Genomic DNA, 18,276 nt, shown 5'->3' on the forward strand with positions numbered 1-18,276 from the left:
AATCTTAGGTCAATCTATTTGACAAATAAATCGCCGTAGAGATAATGACTGTCGCTATGGAGTGGACAATATGGAACTCAACGACCTGAGGATCTTCGTCGCGACCGTCGACGCGGGCAGCTTCACGGCTGCGGCCGATCAGCTGATGCTGTCCAAGCAATTTGTGAGCCGGCGCACGATGGCGCTCGAGGCGTCGCTCGGCGTGCGGCTTCTCCATCGCAATACGCGCAATCTCGCGGTGACGGAATCGGGGCAGGAGTTCTATGCGCGCGCGCAGCGGATCCTCGCGGAGGTCGCCGATGCCGAACAGGCGATGTCGGTGCGCAGCACCGAGCTGCACGGGTCGCTGAAGATCAGCGCGCCGCTGTCGTTCGGGATCACGCACGTGTCGCCGCTGATCGCCGAATTCCTGTCCGCGCATCCGGCCGTGCGGCTGAACCTCGACCTGACCGACCGGCGCGTCGATCTGATCGGCGAGGGCTTCGATCTCGTGCTGCGGATCGGCGCGCTCGAGGATTCGACGCTGATCGCGCGACCGCTCGGCGCGTGGCAGATGATTGCGTGCGCGAGCCCCGCTTATCTGAAGCGGCAGGGCACGCCCGCGACGCCGGCCGACCTTGCCGCGCACACGTGCCTGATGTACGGGCGCGAGCGGCGCGTCGGCTGGGAATTCCGGATCGACGGCGTCGCGCGCACGTTCGACGTGCAGGGGCCGCTCGTTGCGAACAACGGCGAAGTCGTGCGCGACGCCGCGATCGCCGGGCTCGGCATCGCGCTGCTGCCGCAGTTCATCGTCGGCGCGGCGCTCGACAGCGGCGCGCTGGTGCCGGTGCTCGACGCGTACGCACCGGCGCCGCTCACGCTGAATGCGGTGTTTCCGCAGCACCGGGAAGGGTTCGTCACGCTGCGCACGTTCATCGCGTTTCTGGCGCAGCGGCTCGCGGACGTCGTGCCTCAGGCGGACGGCGGCGCCGGGCGGCGGCGGTAGCCGGAGCGCCGGACGTGCGGTGAAAGCATCGTCGGTTTCCGGCGCGGCGGTGTCGAATCGAAGTTCACCCGCGCGAAGCGGGGCCAATGCGTGGCCGTGGAGAACGCGCTACGCGCAGCGCTGCGCGTAGCGCGGCGTGCGTGGCCCACACTGCGGGGCGCTGCGCTTCATCCGGTGGCCGGACCACGCGTGATGGGCGCATGCGCTCACGCGACGGCCGCGCGTGCGGCGCTTGGGGCGTCACTTGCCGTCACCGTTACCGTGCGCCCGGTCACGCCAGGACATCGCGCGTGTTACCGGTGTGGATCGTGCGATCGGTTCGCGTTACGCTTCGGCGGCGGCACCGCATGCGCTGCGTGTCACGCCGGGCATTTTTACGCCGAACTGCATCGGGCACGTAGCTTCTACTCACTGCGATCCACGACGAGTCACGGCCAATGACAATCAAGAATCGTTCGAATGCTCGCACCGGCGCGCGAAAGCGAGCGGCATGTTGCGACCCGCAGAGGCACAGCGCGAGCGGGTGGGCGGCGAGGATATTGGCATTACTGACGATCGCGCCGATCGCCGCGCATGCAACCGGTTTTGACAGTGCGAAAGCGGCTTCGCGCACCGAAAAGACGATCTGCGCGGACGCCGGCCTGTCGTCGCTCGACGATCAGTTGGCACGCGCGTGGAAAAAGACGATCGCGAAAGGCGGCGATACGGCGGCGCTGAAGGCCGAGCAACTGAAATGGCTCAAACAGCGCGACCGGTGCGGCGGCGACGCGCCGTGTCTCGGCGACCGTTATCGCGAGCGGCTCGCAAGCCTGAACGGCGCGCCCCTTGCCGCCGACCGCTGGCAGCAGACGTGGTATCGCGACAGCGACAACCCGTCGTTCGGCGGCGTGCTGACGTTTACCGGCACGGCGCCGCGGCTGCACTTCGAACTAAGCGGCAACAACGGTGCGAACACCGGCGGGCTCGCCGGCGACATCGAACTGCACGGCGACGGCGGCACGTTTCTCCAGGACCAATGCCGGCTCGACTTCAGCCGCAACGGCGGACGCTTGAAAGTCGTACAGCACGGCAGCGATGCCGATTGCGGCGCCGGCGCCGGCGTCCTGTATTCCGGTGACTACGTGACGGCGGCGAACATGCAGGCGAGTTTGCCAGCAGACCTCGTCACGCTGAAGGTGCTGACCGATGCGCGGCAGAACGCAATCGCGCACAAGCTCCTCGGCGCCGACTATCAGACACTCGTCGACATGGTCAATGTCAGGGCGGCCGAGCAGGATCTCGACGGACTGAACGCGGACGTGGAGGCGTACTGGGTGCGCGGGATCGCGGCGACGAATGCGGCGATCGTCATGCGTCGGGGCGCCGATCTGTGGATCGGGCTGCTGGTGTTCGACCAGCATGACAAGGTGCGGATGCGCTACTACACGAACGTCCCGACATGGAAGAAGACCGTGCCGAAGACCATTCGCGCATGGCACGACAAGCTCGACAGCACGTATCCAGTCGACCTGATGTGACCCGATGTGGCGTGATGTGGCCCGCGCAGCGGGGCACCGCGCCGCGAGCCGGCCGTATGTGACGCGTTTGTTACGTGACAATTGTCCACTGCACAGAGACAGCGAATCTTGTTTTGACGGATTGATGATTTGCGATGAGACAGTAGACTGCACCCGTGCTTCGCCAGAACCGCTCCGCGGCGCCAGCCGGCGCGATCGGACGGACTCTTCGGCAGCGGGCCAACGGTCCGCGGTTCGAACTGGCGAGGAGGGTTCGTTGTCGTGAGCAGGTCCGCCGTTGCGGCGGGCGTCGGCACCGAATGCGTCAAACCGTCAAACCAAGGTGATTGCTATGCGTTACGTTTCGCTGGAGTCGAAGAAGGACGAGCTGCTGCTGGCGGCTCGCGTGCTGATGATGATCCTGTTCGTGCTGTTCGGCTGGCAGAAGCTGAACGGCTTCTCGGGCACGGTCGCGTACATGGCGTCGACGGGTGCGCCGTCGCCGGAGCTGTCTGCGGTGATCGCGGTGGCGGTCGAACTGGTCGGCGGCGCGTTGATCGCTGTCGGGTTCTATACGCGTCCGCTCGCGCTGGTATTCGCGGTCTATACGCTCGCGACCGCGTTGATCGGGCATCGCTACTGGGCGCTGCAGGGCATGGATCAGTATCTTGCGATGATCAACTTCTACAAGAACATCAGCATCATCGGCGGGCTGCTGTTGCTGGCGATCAGCGGGCCGGGACGCTACTCGTTCGACCGGAAGTAAGCGAGCGCGGCACAAGTTGTTCGCTGTACGGCAGGCCCGGTGCGCCCGATCGCGCGCCGGGCCTTGCTGCATTGGAGGCAAGCCGACGGGCGACCGAACTCGACATCGGCCGCGCGTTCTCGTATAGATTGGGGCGTCTTCCCCTTTCATCGTTGGCTACCTTGTCGCATCCGACCATCCTGCTCATCGGCGCGTCCGGCCTTCTCGGCCGTGCGGTCGCCGCGTCGCTGTCGCGCGAACCGTCGTTGACGCTGCTCGCGACCGTCCGGAACCCGGACACCGCCGGCGCACGGAGCCTCACGCTGCCGCCGCGCGACATTGCCCGGCTCGACGCGCTCGATCAGCCCGCGCTCGAACACCTCTTCGACATGCACCGGCCGGCGGCCGTGATCGTCTGCGCGGCCGAGCGCCGGCCCGACGTCTGCGAGCGCGACCCCGCGGCCGCGCGCGCGATCAACGTCGATGCGCCCGCGCGCATCGGCGCGCTCGCCGCGCGCTACGGCGCGTGGACGCTCGGCATTTCGACCGACTACGTGTTCGACGGCAACGCGGCGCCCTATCGCGAAGATGCGACGCCGAATCCGCTGAACGTCTACGGCCGCACGAAGCTCGAAGGCGAGGCGGCGTTGCTGGCCGCGTCGCCGCTGGCGTGCGTGCTGCGCTTGCCGCTGTTGTACGGACCGGTCGTGGACTGGCACGAGTCCGCCGTGACGAGCCTCGTGCCGGCGATCGTCGCGTCCGCGCAGCCGGGCGCGCAACCGGCCCGCATGGACGCGTGGGCAATCCGCTATCCGACTTACACGCCGGATGTCGCCGACGTCATCCGCGATCTGACGCTGCGTCATCTCGCGGGCGCGCCCGTCACCGGCATCCATCACTGGTCAGGCGAGGAGCCGATGACGAAGTACGACATCGCGCAGCGCATCGCGGCCGCGCTTGGGCTCGACGCAGCGCTCGCGCGGATCGACACGCCGGCCGATGCGACGCCGCGCCCGTACGATTGCCACCTCGATGCAGCGCGCGTGCGTGCGCTCGGAATCGCTCATGCGACGCCGTTCGATGCCGGCTTGCGAGCGGTATTGCGCGAGGCGCCGCCGCTGCGGTGATCGCGCGGCAGCGGCGGCGAACTGCGCGTTCCGGGTTGGCATGCAGCTCGCCATGCGCGCGTTCCCCTTGCCGCGGCCTGCATGCGCTATGCGGACAATCTCGCGTGCTCGGGCGACGGCGTGCTCGCGCGTGAAGCCGGGGCGGTTGCAGGTGCGGCGTGCTGCAATTGCCATCGACGACGGCTTCGCGATGCAACCGCTCAACACGCGCGTGATGTGCGTGACGCGATGTGCGCCAGCAACGGGCGCGCGTGGTCGTCAGTCGCTATCCGAAACGGGCGCGTGACGGGTTCGATGTCCTGAAGGCCATGCGGATCGACTGCATCCGCCGTCGACCGACGTCGCAGAACCGCGCCGCACACCCGCATTTACGCGCACATCCGGCCGGACGCAATGTGGATGCAGCGCGCCGAATGCCGCGCGCGGACCTGAGCATGCCCAAGCGCGCCGACGCGCAAATGTCCGAACACGACCGATGCGCACTGCTATCATTCGCGCCATGCCGCGCCATGTGTCATGTGCGCGGCGGCCGGCGGCGAGGAGGTCGCCGCCGGCGGTCCGTCGCGGATCCGGACGCGGCCCCGCGCCGTGTTGCGTGGCGGTGCCAAGCGGCTTTCGACGGTTGCTTGCCTTCGGCATACTGCGAAAGTCTTGCGGGCCCGTAAAACCATTCACGTATCGCAACACAGATTGGCGGAACTTCGTGATAGGTTCGGCCATCGGACGTTTTCTGAATAAAAACATGCCCAAAGAGGATGAATACATGACTCAGGCTCTGCAGGAACTCGAAGCACAACTTCGGGACCTGAACATCAAGCTGTCGGAAGCCAAGCAGAAGGAAAAGCAGGCCGCGCTCGCGGCATTCAAGGAACAAGTCGAACTGTTGGGTATCTCGCAGCAGGAAGTGCTGAGCGCCCTCGGCTACATCGTCCAGCGAAAACGCAAGGCGCCTGCCAAGTATTACGATCCAACGACCGGCCGTTCATGGTCGGGCCGCGGCCCCCGGCCCAAATGGCTCGAAGGCAAGGATCTCGATTCGCTGCTCGTCGAACGTGCGGCGAAGACGTGGTGGCCCGGAGACGATCAGGGCTGACAGATATCGCGACGGCACCGGCCGGTGCCGTTCGCCCGCGGCGGCTGTCACGCAGCGCCCGCTTCGTTCGCTTCGTTCTCCCGGTGTGCTGCCTGATTGGGGGATCGCCGGCTTCAAGTTCTTTCGAATTCATTACCGTGCGGCGTCCGTATTCGTCTGCGCAGGCGCGCGGCGCTTTCCGCCTGCGCTCGTTTGCGGGCCCGTGATGCGCGGGAACAGGCCGTAGAATGTCGCCCGGACAATTCCTGCAGGGCATCATGGCAGCAAACATGAAATCTCCGGCGCTCGGCGACCCGGCGCCGCCGCGCGCGGAGCAGGCCGGGCAGTACGCGTGGAAGGCGCTGGCGGGCTCGGCGCTCGGCTATGCAATGGACGGCTTCGACCTGCTGATCCTCGGCTTCATGCTGCCGGCGATCACGGCCGCGCTGCAGCTGACGCCCGGGCAGGGCGGCGCGCTCGTCACGTGGACGCTGATCGGCGCCGTCGCGGGCGGCATCCTGTTCGGCGCACTCAGCGATCGCTATGGCCGCGTGCGCGTGCTGACCTGGACGATCATGCTGTTCGCGGTTTTCACCGGCCTGTGCGCGTTCGCGCAGGGCTTCCATGATCTGCTCGTGTACCGGACGATCGCGGGCATCGGCCTCGGCGGCGAGTTCGGGATCGGCATGGCGCTCGCGGCCGAAGCGTGGCCGGCGAGCAAGCGCGCACGCGTGTCGTGCTACGTCGCGCTCGGCTGGCAGGCGGGCGTGCTGCTGGCCGCGTTGCTGACGCCGCTGCTGCTGCTTCATATCGGCTGGCGCGGGATGTTCGCGGTCGGCGTGCTGCCTGCGCTGCTCGCGTGGGTGTTGCGCAACCGGCTGCACGAGCCCGAAGTATTCCAGCAGCGCGCGACGCAACCGCGCGCCAACGCGTTCCGGATGCTCGTCGCCGACGCGCGTACCGCGCGCACGAGCGTCGGCATCGCGATCCTTTGCTCGGTCCAGAACTTCGGCTACTACGGGATCATGATCTGGCTGCCGACGTTCCTGTCGAAACAGATGGGCTTCTCGCTGACGAAGTCGGGACTGTGGACCGCGGCCACCGTGATCGGGATGATGATCGGCGTGTGGGTGTTCGGGCAGCTCGCCGATCGCATCGGCCGCAAGCCGACGTTCCTGCTGTACCAGCTCGGCTCGGTCGTGACGGTCATCGCATATGCGCGGCTGTCGGACCCGACGGCGATGCTGTGGGCCGGCGCGCTGATGGGGATGTTCGTCAACGGGATGGTGGGCGGCTACGGGACGCTGATGTCCGAAGGCTATCCGACGGCCGCGCGCGCGACCGCGCAGAACGTGCTGTGGAATATCGGCCGCGCGGCGGGCGGATTCGGGCCGGTTGCGGTCGGCGCGCTGGCAGCGCACTACTCGTTCCAGACGGCGATTGCGCTGCTCGCCGGCCTCTATGTGCTCGACATGGTCGCGACGCTGTTCCTGATTCCCGAGCTCAAGGGCGTCGAACTCGAGTGATGTCGCGCGGCCGTTGCATGGTACGGGATGCTGCCTGCGCGTAACCGCCGGCCGGCCGCAGCATCGCACAGGAATCTCCGCGCCGGGAGCGCGTGCTGGCAGTCATGAGCCGCGGGCCGCGCACGTTGGCTGCCGCGTCGAATTTTCGACGCTAGCCCGCGCGGAAACAGGCTGCGGGATCCCGGCACGCTCGACAGTGTCGGCATCGATCCGCACGCGGTCCGAGCGGTAGCATGCGGCGGCGCTTCTACGCGCTTTCATGCATCATGCGATTGCAGCGACCCGTCGAGCAGCAGGGTCGTGCGAATCCTTGCGTCCGCAGCCGATCCGGAGAACCGACCGACATGCATTCGAATCCCTCCCGCCTTCGTCGCGCCCGCCTGCTCGCCGCGCTGACGATCGCCGCCACTGCCGTTGCCGCGCACGCGGCCGACTGGATCGTATCCGGCAACGACGGCAAATACCAGCGCGTCGAAGGGCGCGACACCTTTCTCGCATCGCCGCCGTCCGATACGCTGACGCTGCTTGATGCGAGCGTGTTTCCGCCGAAGGTCGCGCGTCAGGTCGATGTCGAGAACGGCATTCAGGGGCCGCCGCAGGCGGTCGCGATCGCGCCCGATGCGAAGCTCGCGCTGGTCGGCGCGCCGACGCGCTACGACCAGGCCGCGAAGCAGCTCGTATTCGACACGTTCGTGCAGGTCGTCAACCTCGATGCGTCGCCGGCGTCGATCGCGCGCATCGAGCTCGGCACGCACCCGCAGGGAATTGCGATCGACCGCTCGGGCCGGCTTGCGCTGGTCGCGAACGTCGACGGCAGCGTGTCGATCCTGCGGATCGACGGCACGCATGTGACGCTCGACGGCAGCCTGAAGATCGGCAAGAAGCGGCTTGCCGGAATCAGCTTCACGCACGACGGCACGCACGCGCTGGTGTCGCTGCGCGACGAGCAGGGCGTCGCGGTGCTGAACGTCGACGACGGCAACGTGACCGACAGCGGCACGCGGCTCAGCACGGGCGTTGCGCCGTACACGATCGACGTGTCGAGCGACAATCACTGGGCCGTCGTCAGCAATGTCGGGCTCGCGGGGCTGCCGGGCTATGCAGGCACACTCGCCGGCGATGCGGACTCGGTCGCGCTGATCGACGTATCGCGCACGCCGTTTCGCACGGTCCAGTACCTGACGGTTCCGTCGCTGCCGGAAGGCGTCGCGATCTCGCCGGACGGCAAATGGATCGCCGTGCAGGCAATGGACGGATCAAACCTGACGCCGGACAACCCGGGCCGTCACAAGCTCGGCAAGGTCGTGCTGTTCGAGATCCGCAACGGGCGCGCGGTGCAGACGAGCGAAGTACCGGGCGGCGAAGCCGCGCAGGGGATCGTGTTTACCGCCGACAGCCGGCACGTGCTCGTACAGTTCAACGTCGAGCGGCAACTCGCGCTGTATGCGGTGGAAGGGGGCAAGCTGCGCGATACGGGCAAGCGCATCGCGCTGACGGGCGGCCCGTCGTCGTTGCGGACGTCGCCGCGGTAATGTGCGGCGCCCGCTGGCCGCAGCGACTGAGGCGGCACGAGGCCGCCGCGAGCAGTGTCGCGCTCGTGCGCGCGCGAGGGCAAATCGATGAGCGGGCCGGCGCGCCGGCGGCGGCAACGAACCGGTGCGTCGCGGGGTGATGCGATGTTTCGGCGCGGCGGGTGGCTGACTCGCCACGTACGCGCGGTCGTTACGGACGCAGCAGGTCGAATCCGCCGAACACGACCACGCCGCTCAGCGCAATCATCGCGACCGAATGCTGGCCGAAGTAAAGAATCGCGGCCGCGAGCCACGTGGTCAGGCAGAAGGCGCCGATGCGGGCCATCGTGAATTCCTCGAAATGCGTAATGAAGGGTAGTGCGCGCGAAGCGGGCGCGTCGCGATGACGGTGCGTGCGCGACGCTTGCACCGCGACTGCGACGGACGGCATCGCATGTCGCGTCCGACCGGGCGTGCGCGAGTGCGGGGAGCCGCGCGGCGTTGCCTGAAGCGGCCGGAACGCAACCGATGGCGTGCCATCGCAGGCCAACTCGCAATTTTACCAGCGCCTTCTGCGACTCATTCTGGCCCCGTCGGAAATTCGGCGGCGCAGCGGGCTGGCGGCACGCACACCGGCATGTACGCGCGTCGTGCCGAGACGGTACGCACGCCCATTAAAGTTCGATATGACGAATGCCGTAAACCGGTTGCAAGGTAATTCCGTTCAACCGACTCGAGTCGCACACTCATTACGGACCGACACGATGCAGATCGATCTTTCTTCCGCCGCGCAGACCCCGCTCGCCACCGGCAACGCGACCGCCAGCCCGTCCGCCGCCGGTGGGACGCCGACGGCGTCGTCGGCCGCCTCGTCGCCGACGGGCGGCGCAGCGCCTGCCGATGCCGCGGGCCAGACGCCGGGGGCGGCGGGATCGTCGGGCGAGGATCCCGCGGTCGCGCAGCTGAAGCAGCTGATCGAGCGCTTGCAGAAACAGCTCGCGCAAGTGGAGCAGCAGATGGCGGCCGCCGCGCAGCGCGCGAAGAGCGACCCGGCCGCAGCGGTCGAACAGCAGACGCTCAGCGCCGAAGCCGGCACGATCTCCGCCGCGCTGTCGAGCGCGATCGCGCAGCTCGCGCAGGCGATCCAGAAGTCGGGCGGCTCCACGTCCGGCGGGCTGGTGTCAACGCAGGCCTGACCCGCATCGCAGCGACGCGGCGCAGCGCCCGCTGGCGCGCCGCGTCGCGCACATGACGTTCGCAAGCGCGCGCAATTCCGGGCGCGACGCTGACTGACGGCCACGCAGGGCGTCAGCCACTTCCCGCGGCAGCGCGCATCGACGCAGCGATGCGCGGGTTTCTCGACCGGTTGCCGCGCTGACATTCGCATGACCGGCTCCTGCGCCGCATAAGATTTTCTTTCGGCACGCGCAACATATCGTCGATTGTTGGCGGCCGGCCGTTGGTGGATAGTCCTGCTTCGGCGGGCCGCTGCTGCATCCTCTACGTGGTGCGGCGCGATCTGTTGTCCACACAACCATTCCGGAAAATCGAAGGAACCGTACTCATGCGATTCAACGCGACACGATTCGCCGCGATCCTGTTCGTCGCCGCGTGCGCCGCCGCGCCGACCGGCCGCGCGACCGCCGCCACGCAGGACGACATACATGCCGCCGTGACCCGCCACGTCGCGCCGCTGATGAAGCAGTTCGCGATTCCCGGCATGGCGATCGGCGTCGTCGCCGACGGCAAGCCTTACGTGTTCGACTACGGCGTGATGTCGACGCAAACCGGCAAACCCGTGACCGGCGACACGCTGTTCGAAATCGGTTCCGTCAGCAAGACGCTGACCGCGACGCTCGCGTCGGACGCGCAGGAGAGCGGCGACCTGTCGCTGTCGGATCCGGCCGGCAAGTATCTGCCCGCGCTGACGCGCACGCCGTTCGGCCGCGTGACGCTGCTCGAGCTCGGCACGCACACGCCGGGCGGAATGCCGCTGCAGGTGCCGGACAGCATCCACGACGACGGCGCGCTCCTGGATTATCTGCAGGCGTGGCGGCCTGCGTACGCGCCGGGCACGCGCCGTACGTATTCGAACGTCGCGATCGGAATGCTCGGCGAACTCACTGCGAAGGCGATGAACCGCGATTTCGCGGCGCTGATGGAGCAGCGTCTGTTTCCCGCACTCGGGATGACGCACACGTACATCAACGTGCCGCCGGCGCGCGAGGCCGACTATGCACAGGGCTATACGAAGGACGGCAAGCCGATCCGGATGGCGGGCGGCATGCTGTGGCAGCCGGCCTACGGCGTCAGGACGACGGCGGCCGACCTGCTGCGCTTCGTGCAGGCGAACATGGGACTCGTGGAAACCGCGCCGCGACTGCAGCGCGCGGTGGAGCGCACACATACCGGCTATTTCCGTGCGGGCCCGCTCACGCAGGATCTGATCTGGGAACAGTATCCGTATCCGGTCGCGCTCGCGACGCTGCTCGAAGGCAACGCGCCGACGATGCTGTTCGATGCGACACCCGCGACCGCACTGAAGCCGCCGCTTGCGCCGCGACCGGATACGTGGATCAACAAGACCGGTTCGACCAACGGCTTCAGCACTTATGTCGCGTTCGTTCCCGCGAAGCGGCTCGCGATCGTAATGCTCGCGAACCGCAGCTTCCCGATCGAGGATCGTGTGAAAACCGCGTACCGGATAGTCGAGTCGCTGGGCGGCAACCCGTAACGTGCGGTGCGGCCGATGATGCGGAATCGTTTCATCTGCGGCCCGCGCATTGGCGCAGTGCGATCCATATCCCCGTCGAGTCCGGATCGAGGCGGTGGGCGTCGCACTACCAAGCGCTTTCCCCCGAGGCTCTTGTCCGGTTGAATGAATCGCGACCACACTCACATAGTTGTGTGTGCAACGAATTCAATATTTTGATGCCGCGGAAAACACCTCCTTCGCGAAATCGTTGTTGGTCCGCGATCACGAAGCGACGCCCCGATTTCATCGGCGGCGTTGCCGGACGCGCATGCCGCTTGAACTGTCCCCGCGCACGCGGTCGCAGATGGGCGGCTCACTTCATCGATTAGACCGGAAAGGACTCAACTGTGTCGAATTCCGTCTTGGACAGACTTAACCCGCATGCCTAGACTGAGCTCGTTTTCCGTTACTCGCTGGAGAAAATCATGAGTCTCAAAGGCAAGCTGCCCGCAGAAAAGATCCTTGGCTTCGGTACCGCACCGCTCGGCAACATGTTCCGCAACATCCCCGATGCGGAAGCGGCGGCCACCGTCGAGGCCGCATGGCAGCAGGGCATCCGCTATTTCGATTCCGCGCCGTTCTACGGCGCCGGTCTTGCCGAAATGCGGCTGGGCGATGCACTCGCGCACCATTCGCGTGACGAATACGTGCTGAGCACGAAGGTCGGCCGGGTGATCCTCGACGAAGTCGAAGACGTATCGGCGCGCGATCTCGGCGAGAAGGGCGGCCTGTTCGAACACGGCCGGCCCAACCGCATCGTCAACGACTACTCGGCCGACGCGACGCTGCGGTCGATCGAAGACAGCCTGAAGCGGCTGCGCACCGATCGCCTCGACATCGTGTGGGTGCACGACATCGCGCAGGACTTCTACGGCGACGAATGGCTCGCGCAATTCGAGGTCGCGCGCAAGGGCGCGTTCCGTGTGTTGAGCAAGCTGCGCGACGAACGGGTGATCGGCGCGTGGGGTCTCGGCGTGAACCGCGTCGAACCGATCGAGCTGGTGCTCGATCTCGCCGAGCCGCAACCGGACGGCATGCTGCTGGCCGGCCGCTACACGCTGCTCGATCACGAGCGCGCGTTGCAGCGCGTGATGCCGGCGGCGGCCGCGCAGGGCGTCGGGATCGTCGTCGGCGGCCCGTACAGTTCGGGCGTGCTCGCAGGCGGTACGCACTTCGAATACCAGAAGGCGTCGCCGGATATCCTTGCGAAGGTCGACCGGATCAAGACGATCGCCGCGCGCCACGACGTGCCGGTCAAGGCAGCCGCGCTGCAGTTCTCGATGGCGCATCCGGCGACCGCAGCGGTGATTCCCGGCGCAAGTCGTCCGGAGCGGATTGCGGAAGACCACGCGGCGCTGAACGCCGTGATTCCAGCCGACTTTTGGCGCGACATGCGCGAACAGGGGCTCGTCGCGGCGAACGCACCGCTGCCGATCGATCGCTGATCGTCGAAGGTGATGACGTGGCAAATGCAAGTGCAAGCATCGAGCTTCCGGCTTCGGCCAACACGGTCTGGAAATTGATCGGCGGTTTCGGATCGTTGCCCGACTGGCTGTCGTACATTCCGGCGAGCGAGCTCAGCGAAGGCGGCCGCGTACGCAGTCTCGCGAACCCTGACGGCGACGCGATCGTCGAGCGGCTGGTTGCGTTCGACGATGCCGATCGCAGCTATACGTACGCGATCCTCGCGGCGCCGTTCCCGGTCGCGAACTATCGCTCCACGTTGCGCGTGCGCGAAAACGGCCCGAATGCGTCGACGGTCGAGTGGTCGGGCACGTTTACGCCGAACGGCGCTTCCGATGACGACGCGATCAAGCTCTTTCGCGGCATCTACGAAGACAGTCTCGCCGAACTGGCGAAGCGGTTTGCGGCGTGAGTGCGTGATCGCGTGATGAAGTCGCGCGCGCAGTCAGCCAGTGGCGGCGGCTGTGTCGGCATCTGCGGACTTCGTGTTTCGTTATGGGGTCCGTGCGCAACGCGCACCGGACCCGACATTGCCGTGCGTGCGGCAATTATCCGGTTGAAGCACGGAGGCATCGATCGGCCGCGCCGCAGCACGGTAGCGCCGGCAAACCGACGCCGACGCACGCGTCCCGTTCCACTCGATGGGGTGACGCATCACCGCAAGAGCCGCGCACAGCGGCCTCCGGCAAGCGGGCGATAACGAACGGTTATACCGGTATCACTTCCTTTCAATTGTCGTGCGGCCGATGACTCCGTATGCTGGCCGATTGCGCGGGTTTTCCGGTGACGCGCATGCGGCCTGTCCGAACGGCGCTGTGCATCTTGTCAGGGCGCGGCGCGTAGCCGCGCACGTTTCGATCGGACGGCGCGGTCCGACGGCAACATGCAGTGAGCCGCGTTGCGCGACGCCAGCCCGATACAAGTCAACACAACGCATAAGCGAACCCGTCATTCGATGGCGTTTGCATCGATTCACCTACAGAGGACACGACGGAAATGACTATCGCAGGCAACCTGCTGATCGGCCAGCGCGCGCGGCGCGGCACGAACGGCGACATATACGCGATCGACGCAGCCAGCGGCGAACGCATGGAACCCGCGTTCGGCGGCGCAAGCGTCGCCGATCTCGACGAAGCATGCGCGCTCGCATGGGCCGCGTTCGACACGTATCGCGAAACGAAGCCGGAAGCGCGCGCGGCGTTCCTCGACACGATCGCGTCGAACATCGTCGCGCTCGGCGACGAACTGGTCGAGCGCTGTGTTGCCGAAACCGGTCTGCCGCGCGCCCGCATCGAGGGCGAGCGCGGCCGCACGGTTGGCCAGCTGCGAATGTTCGCCGACGTGGTGCGCGCCGGCGACTACGTCGAAGCGCGCATCGATCCTGCGCAACCGGCGCGCCAGCCGGCGCCGCGTCCGGATCTGCGCCTGCGTCACATCGGCGTCGGGCCCGTCGCGGTGTTCGGCGCGAGCAACTTTCCGCTCGCGTTTTCGGTGGCGGGCGGCGATACGGCGTCCGCACTCGCGGCCGGCTGCCCGGTGATCGTGAAGGCGCATCCCGCGCATCCGGGCACGTCGGAACTCGTCGGGTCGGCCGTGCAGCAGGCGGTGAACACGTGCGGGATGCCGGAAGGCACGTTCTCGCTGCTGTTCGACAGCGGCCTCGAGATCGGCCAGGGGCTGGTGCGCGATCCGCGCATCAAGGCGGTCGGTTTCACCGGTTCGCGCCACGCGGGCACCGCACTGGTCGCGATCGCGAATGCACGCCCCGAGCCGATTCCGGTGTACGCGGAGATGAGCAGCATCAATCCGGTGCTGCTGTTTCCGAACGCGCTCGCCGCGCGAGGCGATGCGATCGCGCAGCAGTTCGTGCAGTCGCTGACGCTCGGCGCCGGCCAGTTCTGCACGAATCCCGGGTTGATCTTCGCGGTGGACGGCCCGGCGCTCGAGCGCTTTACCGCCGCCGCCGCGGAACGGCTCGCGCACGCGCCTGCTGCGACGATGCTCACGCCGGGCATTCACCGCGCGTTCGAGCGGTCGGTGGACGCATTCGCACAGCATCCGGAGGTGCGCACGGTCGCACGCACGCATGCGCCGACCGCCGCGAACCAGGGGCACGGCGCATTGTTCTCGACGAGCGCGGACGCGTTCCGCAAAGCGAAGGCGCTGCACGAGGAAGTGTTCGGCGCCGCATCGCTGATCGTCCGGTGTCCGGATCTGAACACGATGCTCGAACTGATCGAGTCGCTGGAAGGGCAGTTGACGGCGGCGCTTCATATCGATGAAGCCGATTACGCCGCAGCGCGTGCGTTCCTGCCGGCGCTGGAGCGGCGCGCGGGCCGCGTGCTCGTCAACGGTTTCGGCACCGGCGTCGAGGTCACGCATGCGATGGTGCACGGCGGCCCGTATCCGTCCACCGCGGACGGGCGCTCGACGTCGGTCGGCACGCTCGCAATCCGCCGCTTCCTGCGGCCGGTGTGCTACCAGGACATGCCGGATGCGCTGCTGCCCGATGCGCTGAAAGCGTCGAATCCGCTGGCGATCAACCGGCTGCTCGACGGGAAAGTGACCCTCGCGGAGTAACGCAGGTAGGGGATGCCGGCATCGGCGAATGCGCATGTGCATGTCGTTGCGTGCGCATCGATGCCGGCCGATCGATTTCAGCCGCGTTTGCCGCGAGCACGCGCGTCGTCCGTCAATCGTCGATCACGCCGGTTCGGCGAGCGTGCTTTCGTGCGGGGACCACGGCGACACGGCGCGCTGCACCGTGTGCCGCAGGCGGCGCCTGCCGTGGTCGACGTTACGTCCCCGCTGCGCGACGCGAACTGCCTCATTCGACCGTTGCGACCGCTTCCCCGCCCGTCAGAATTTCGCGAAACACCCCCACCAGCGGCCGCAGATTGACCTTGTGCCAGGCCGCCCATAACGGTGTGCGATAACTGAACCACGGCAACTCGCGCACCACGACGCCTCCCGGCACCTGCTGACGCAGACTCTGCTGGATCATCGTCGCGCCGAGCCCGGCGGCGACGAGGCCGAGCGCCGCGAGCGGCTCGCTCGCCTCGACGGAGATGTCCGGCGAGAAGCCGGCCTTTGCGCAAGCGGCGACGAACGCGCCGTGGCGCGGCGCGCTTTCCGGTTGCGCGACGCCGATCCAGGGTTGCGTGGCGAGATCGTCGGCCGTGAGCGACTTCTTCTTCGCGAGCGGATGTTCTTCGGGAAGCGCGAGCAACATCGGATCGTTCAGCACGCGCATCGATTCGAGCTCGGGATCGTCGGGCGCGGGCGGCTCGGTGACGAGCGCGATGTCGAGGCTGCGCTCGCGCAATCCTTCGAGCTGTGCGGAGGACGTGTAGTTGTACAGCGCGATGTGGACGGCCGGGCGGTCCGCACGCAGCGCCTTCAGCGCACGCGGCAGCACGCCCGAGTGCGTGGCCGTTTCGACGTAGCCGATGCAGAGCCCGCCTTCGTCGCCACGGCCGAGCCGGCGCGCGAGCGATTCGAGCCGGTTCGCGTGGCGCAGGAACGCCTGTGCTTCGCTGAGGAACGTGCGGCCGTCGCGCGTCAGGCGAATGCGTTGCTGGCTGCGTTCGAACAGCGTCAGGCCAAGCTTGTCCTCGAGCTGCGCGATTTGCCTGCTGAGCGGCGACTGCGAGATATGCAGGCGTTCCGCAGCGCGCCCGACGTGTTCCTCTTCCGCGACTGCGATGAAGTATTGAAGCTGGCGGATGTCGAGCATGTAAGACCTTTGAATACTCAAGTATGCCTAATTATGTCCGCGCGGGGCATCGACTTCAACCGGCCGGCATGCACGGGACGGAACCGCGATGCCTGCGGCGCGCCTGGACGCGAAACGAACGCTTTCGATACCGGCACACCCGCGCGCGAGCGAACCCATCGTCATGCTCGATCGCGGACTCGCCCGAGCAACTCGCGTCGAAGGCGTTCACGATGCGGGCGAACGTGAGGGCGAAACTGCCGCGTCCGGCGGCATTCTCGCCGGTCAGGTAGCGAGCCGCGGGCTCTGCAGCGTTTCGACGAGCATGCGCGCGCCAGGCGTCAGGTGCGCGAACGCGCGGGCCACCACGCCGAACGGCTCGTCAAGCGTCGGGATCGCGACCGGCAGGCACGCGACGAGACCGAACCGTTCGCCGAATTCCGCGACTTCGCGCGGAATCACCGCGACGAGTTCCGGGTTTTCCTGCAGGAGTGTCAGCGTCGCGAACGTCGACGCCGTTTCGATCGGATAGCGCGGCACGTCGATGCCGGCATCTGCGAGCGCGCGTTCCAGAGCGAGCCGCATCGGCGTGTTGACCGGATAGGCAACCCACTCGACATCGGCGAGATCGCGCAGCGTCAGCGTGTCGCGCCCGGCGAGCGCATGCGTGCGCGCGGTCACGACCGCAAGCGGCTCGGATTGGAGCGGCACGCAGTCGTAGGCTTCGGGCCGCCGGCCGTTGCCGTTGCGGCAGATCGCGAGATCGATGCGGCCCTCGTCGATCAGCGCGAGCAGGCTCGCGCTCGTGCCTTCGACGATCTCGACCGACAGGTGCGGCTGGCGTCTGCGCAGGTCGGTCAGTGCGCGCGTGAGCAGCGGCACCGCGCCCATGATCACGCCGACGGCGAGGTGACCGCCATGTCCCTGCGTGATTGCGAGCACTTCGGTATGCAGGTGTTCGAGGTCGCTGTAGATGAGGCGCGCGTAGCGCGTGACGCAGCGGCCGAGGTCGTTCGCGACGAGCCCCTTCGGTTGCCGCTCGAACAGCGGCATGCCGAGGATGTCCTCGATCTCGCGCAGCACCTTGGTCGCACCGGGTTGCGAGATCGCGATTTCTTCGGCGGCCTTGTGCAGCGAACCGTGGTTTTCCAGCGCGATCAGCAGCTTCAACTGCTTCAGGCGAAGACGCGACGCGATGTTCGCGAGAGAGGGAACGGCCAGCGGCTTCATGGCAACGACCAAACCGAAAGCGGCGATTATAGCCGTGTTCGGGCTGGCGGCGACCCGGATGACTCATGCGCGCGGACTCGCGCGTGCCCGGCGAATCCGCGCCGAACGCGTCGCGATGGATGATTCGCGCCGTCGATTCATTTGGGCGACCGGCGCGACGCTCCAGCGGGGCGCAAATCGGGAACAGCGTTCGCCAACCGGTCGCGCTGACACGACATTGATCGGATGATATGAACGAGAACCGTCGAGTGCGCACGTGATTTTCTGACACATGACGCGCGTACCGTGATCGGAAACGGATACCACGCGTCGAGCGAAAAGCCCATGCGGCGACGCCGATGACAACAGGCCGGTGCCGTATCACGGGGGCGTCACATGCTGACGAGAGACTATGTGGAGCGCGAGCTGTCTCACATCGGGAAAATGGTCGCGCTGCTGGAACGCGACGCGCAAGCCGGCAGGGCGGCGATGCCGTATGCGATGCGTGTGAGCCGTCCGAGCTACTGGCGCGAGCGGATCGACGCGTTGCTGACGATTCCCGGCATGCCATGTCATCTGACGAAGCTCTGCCATGCGCTGCTCGCGAAGATCGCCGGGATCGAGTCGCGCAACGGGGCAGCGAAGTAGCGCGGGAGGCTGCTTCGATG

General features: G+C 67.0%; 16 protein-coding genes. 13 read left to right on the forward strand and 3 right to left on the reverse strand.

Annotated elements, in window-relative coordinates; translation table 11 throughout:
• Nucleotides 1-70 precede the first annotated feature (70 nt).
• The 7 genes from WK25_RS18430 to WK25_RS18460 all read left to right on the forward strand — a co-directional run bounded on the left by WK25_RS18430 (nt 71) and on the right by WK25_RS18460 (nt 8,486).
• Nucleotides 71-988 (forward strand): LysR family transcriptional regulator, encoded by a 918-nt coding sequence (locus WK25_RS18430; protein ID WP_038572322.1) that lies wholly within the window; start codon nt 71-73, stop codon nt 986-988.
• Between the two features lie 539 nt (nt 989-1,527).
• Nucleotides 1,528-2,505, forward strand: coding sequence for a lysozyme inhibitor LprI family protein (locus tag WK25_RS18435; protein WP_413464106.1), 978 nt, complete (start codon nt 1,528-1,530; stop codon nt 2,503-2,505).
• 331 nt (nt 2,506-2,836) lie between these two features.
• Nucleotides 2,837-3,250: a DoxX family protein gene (locus WK25_RS18440; RefSeq protein WP_038571540.1), complete on the forward strand. Its 414-nt coding sequence runs from the start codon at nt 2,837-2,839 to the stop codon at nt 3,248-3,250.
• Nucleotides 3,251-3,411: 161 nt separating this feature from the next.
• On the forward strand, nt 3,412-4,356 hold the full coding sequence (locus WK25_RS18445; RefSeq protein ID WP_069242308.1) for a dTDP-4-dehydrorhamnose reductase family protein: 945 nt from the start codon (nt 3,412-3,414) through the stop codon (nt 4,354-4,356).
• A gap of 763 nt (nt 4,357-5,119) precedes the next feature.
• Entirely contained in the window at nt 5,120-5,449 is a 330-nt protein-coding gene (locus tag WK25_RS18450) for an H-NS family nucleoid-associated regulatory protein (protein WP_038571545.1), read from the forward strand.
• Between the two features lie 257 nt (nt 5,450-5,706).
• On the forward strand, nt 5,707-6,954 hold the full coding sequence (locus WK25_RS18455; RefSeq protein ID WP_069242471.1) for an MFS transporter: 1,248 nt from the start codon (nt 5,707-5,709) through the stop codon (nt 6,952-6,954).
• A gap of 344 nt (nt 6,955-7,298) precedes the next feature.
• Complete coding sequence (locus WK25_RS18460; RefSeq protein WP_069242309.1) at nt 7,299-8,486, forward strand: YncE family protein; 1,188 nt, start codon at nt 7,299-7,301, stop codon at nt 8,484-8,486.
• Between the two features lie 190 nt (nt 8,487-8,676).
• Here the strand turns inward: WK25_RS18460 and WK25_RS31770 are convergent, their stop codons facing one another.
• The gene (locus WK25_RS31770) at nt 8,677-8,916 is read right to left on the reverse strand and encodes a hypothetical protein (RefSeq protein WP_052110921.1); all 240 of its coding nucleotides are present in this window, start codon (nt 8,914-8,916) and stop codon (nt 8,677-8,679) included.
• A gap of 313 nt (nt 8,917-9,229) precedes the next feature.
• Between WK25_RS31770 and WK25_RS18470 the strand changes: the two genes are divergently transcribed.
• The 5 genes from WK25_RS18470 (at nt 9,230) to WK25_RS18490 (ending at nt 15,264) form a co-directional block, all read left to right on the forward strand.
• A complete protein-coding gene (locus WK25_RS18470; protein ID WP_038571554.1) occupies nt 9,230-9,661 on the forward strand; it encodes a hypothetical protein in 432 nt (143 codons plus the stop codon).
• Nucleotides 9,662-10,029: 368 nt separating this feature from the next.
• Nucleotides 10,030-11,199 (forward strand): class C beta-lactamase, encoded by a 1,170-nt coding sequence (gene ampC / locus WK25_RS18475; protein WP_069242310.1) that lies wholly within the window; start codon nt 10,030-10,032, stop codon nt 11,197-11,199.
• Between the two features lie 446 nt (nt 11,200-11,645).
• On the forward strand, nt 11,646-12,665 hold the full coding sequence (locus WK25_RS18480; RefSeq protein ID WP_069242311.1) for an aldo/keto reductase: 1,020 nt from the start codon (nt 11,646-11,648) through the stop codon (nt 12,663-12,665).
• A gap of 17 nt (nt 12,666-12,682) precedes the next feature.
• Nucleotides 12,683-13,096: an SRPBCC family protein gene (locus WK25_RS18485; protein WP_069242312.1), complete on the forward strand. Its 414-nt coding sequence runs from the start codon at nt 12,683-12,685 to the stop codon at nt 13,094-13,096.
• A gap of 584 nt (nt 13,097-13,680) precedes the next feature.
• Entirely contained in the window at nt 13,681-15,264 is a 1,584-nt protein-coding gene (locus tag WK25_RS18490; RefSeq protein WP_059544818.1) for an aldehyde dehydrogenase (NADP(+)), read from the forward strand.
• A gap of 247 nt (nt 15,265-15,511) precedes the next feature.
• Here the strand turns inward: WK25_RS18490 and WK25_RS18495 are convergent, their stop codons facing one another.
• On the reverse strand, nt 15,512-16,420 hold the full coding sequence (locus WK25_RS18495; protein ID WP_059544817.1) for a LysR family transcriptional regulator: 909 nt from the start codon (nt 16,418-16,420) through the stop codon (nt 15,512-15,514).
• Nucleotides 16,421-16,684: 264 nt separating this feature from the next.
• Nucleotides 16,685-17,629 (reverse strand): LysR family transcriptional regulator, encoded by a 945-nt coding sequence (locus WK25_RS18500; RefSeq protein WP_069242313.1) that lies wholly within the window; start codon nt 17,627-17,629, stop codon nt 16,685-16,687.
• Nucleotides 17,630-18,004: 375 nt separating this feature from the next.
• Here WK25_RS18500 and WK25_RS18505 point away from each other — a divergent pair, with 375 nt between their 5' ends.
• Complete coding sequence (locus WK25_RS18505; RefSeq protein WP_069242314.1) at nt 18,005-18,256, forward strand: hypothetical protein; 252 nt, start codon at nt 18,005-18,007, stop codon at nt 18,254-18,256.
• The last annotated feature ends 20 nt before the right edge of the window (nt 18,257-18,276 follow it).

Origin of the sequence: Burkholderia latens (genome assembly GCF_001718795.1) — a bacterium.
Taxonomy (GTDB): domain Bacteria; phylum Pseudomonadota; class Gammaproteobacteria; order Burkholderiales; family Burkholderiaceae; genus Burkholderia; species Burkholderia latens_A.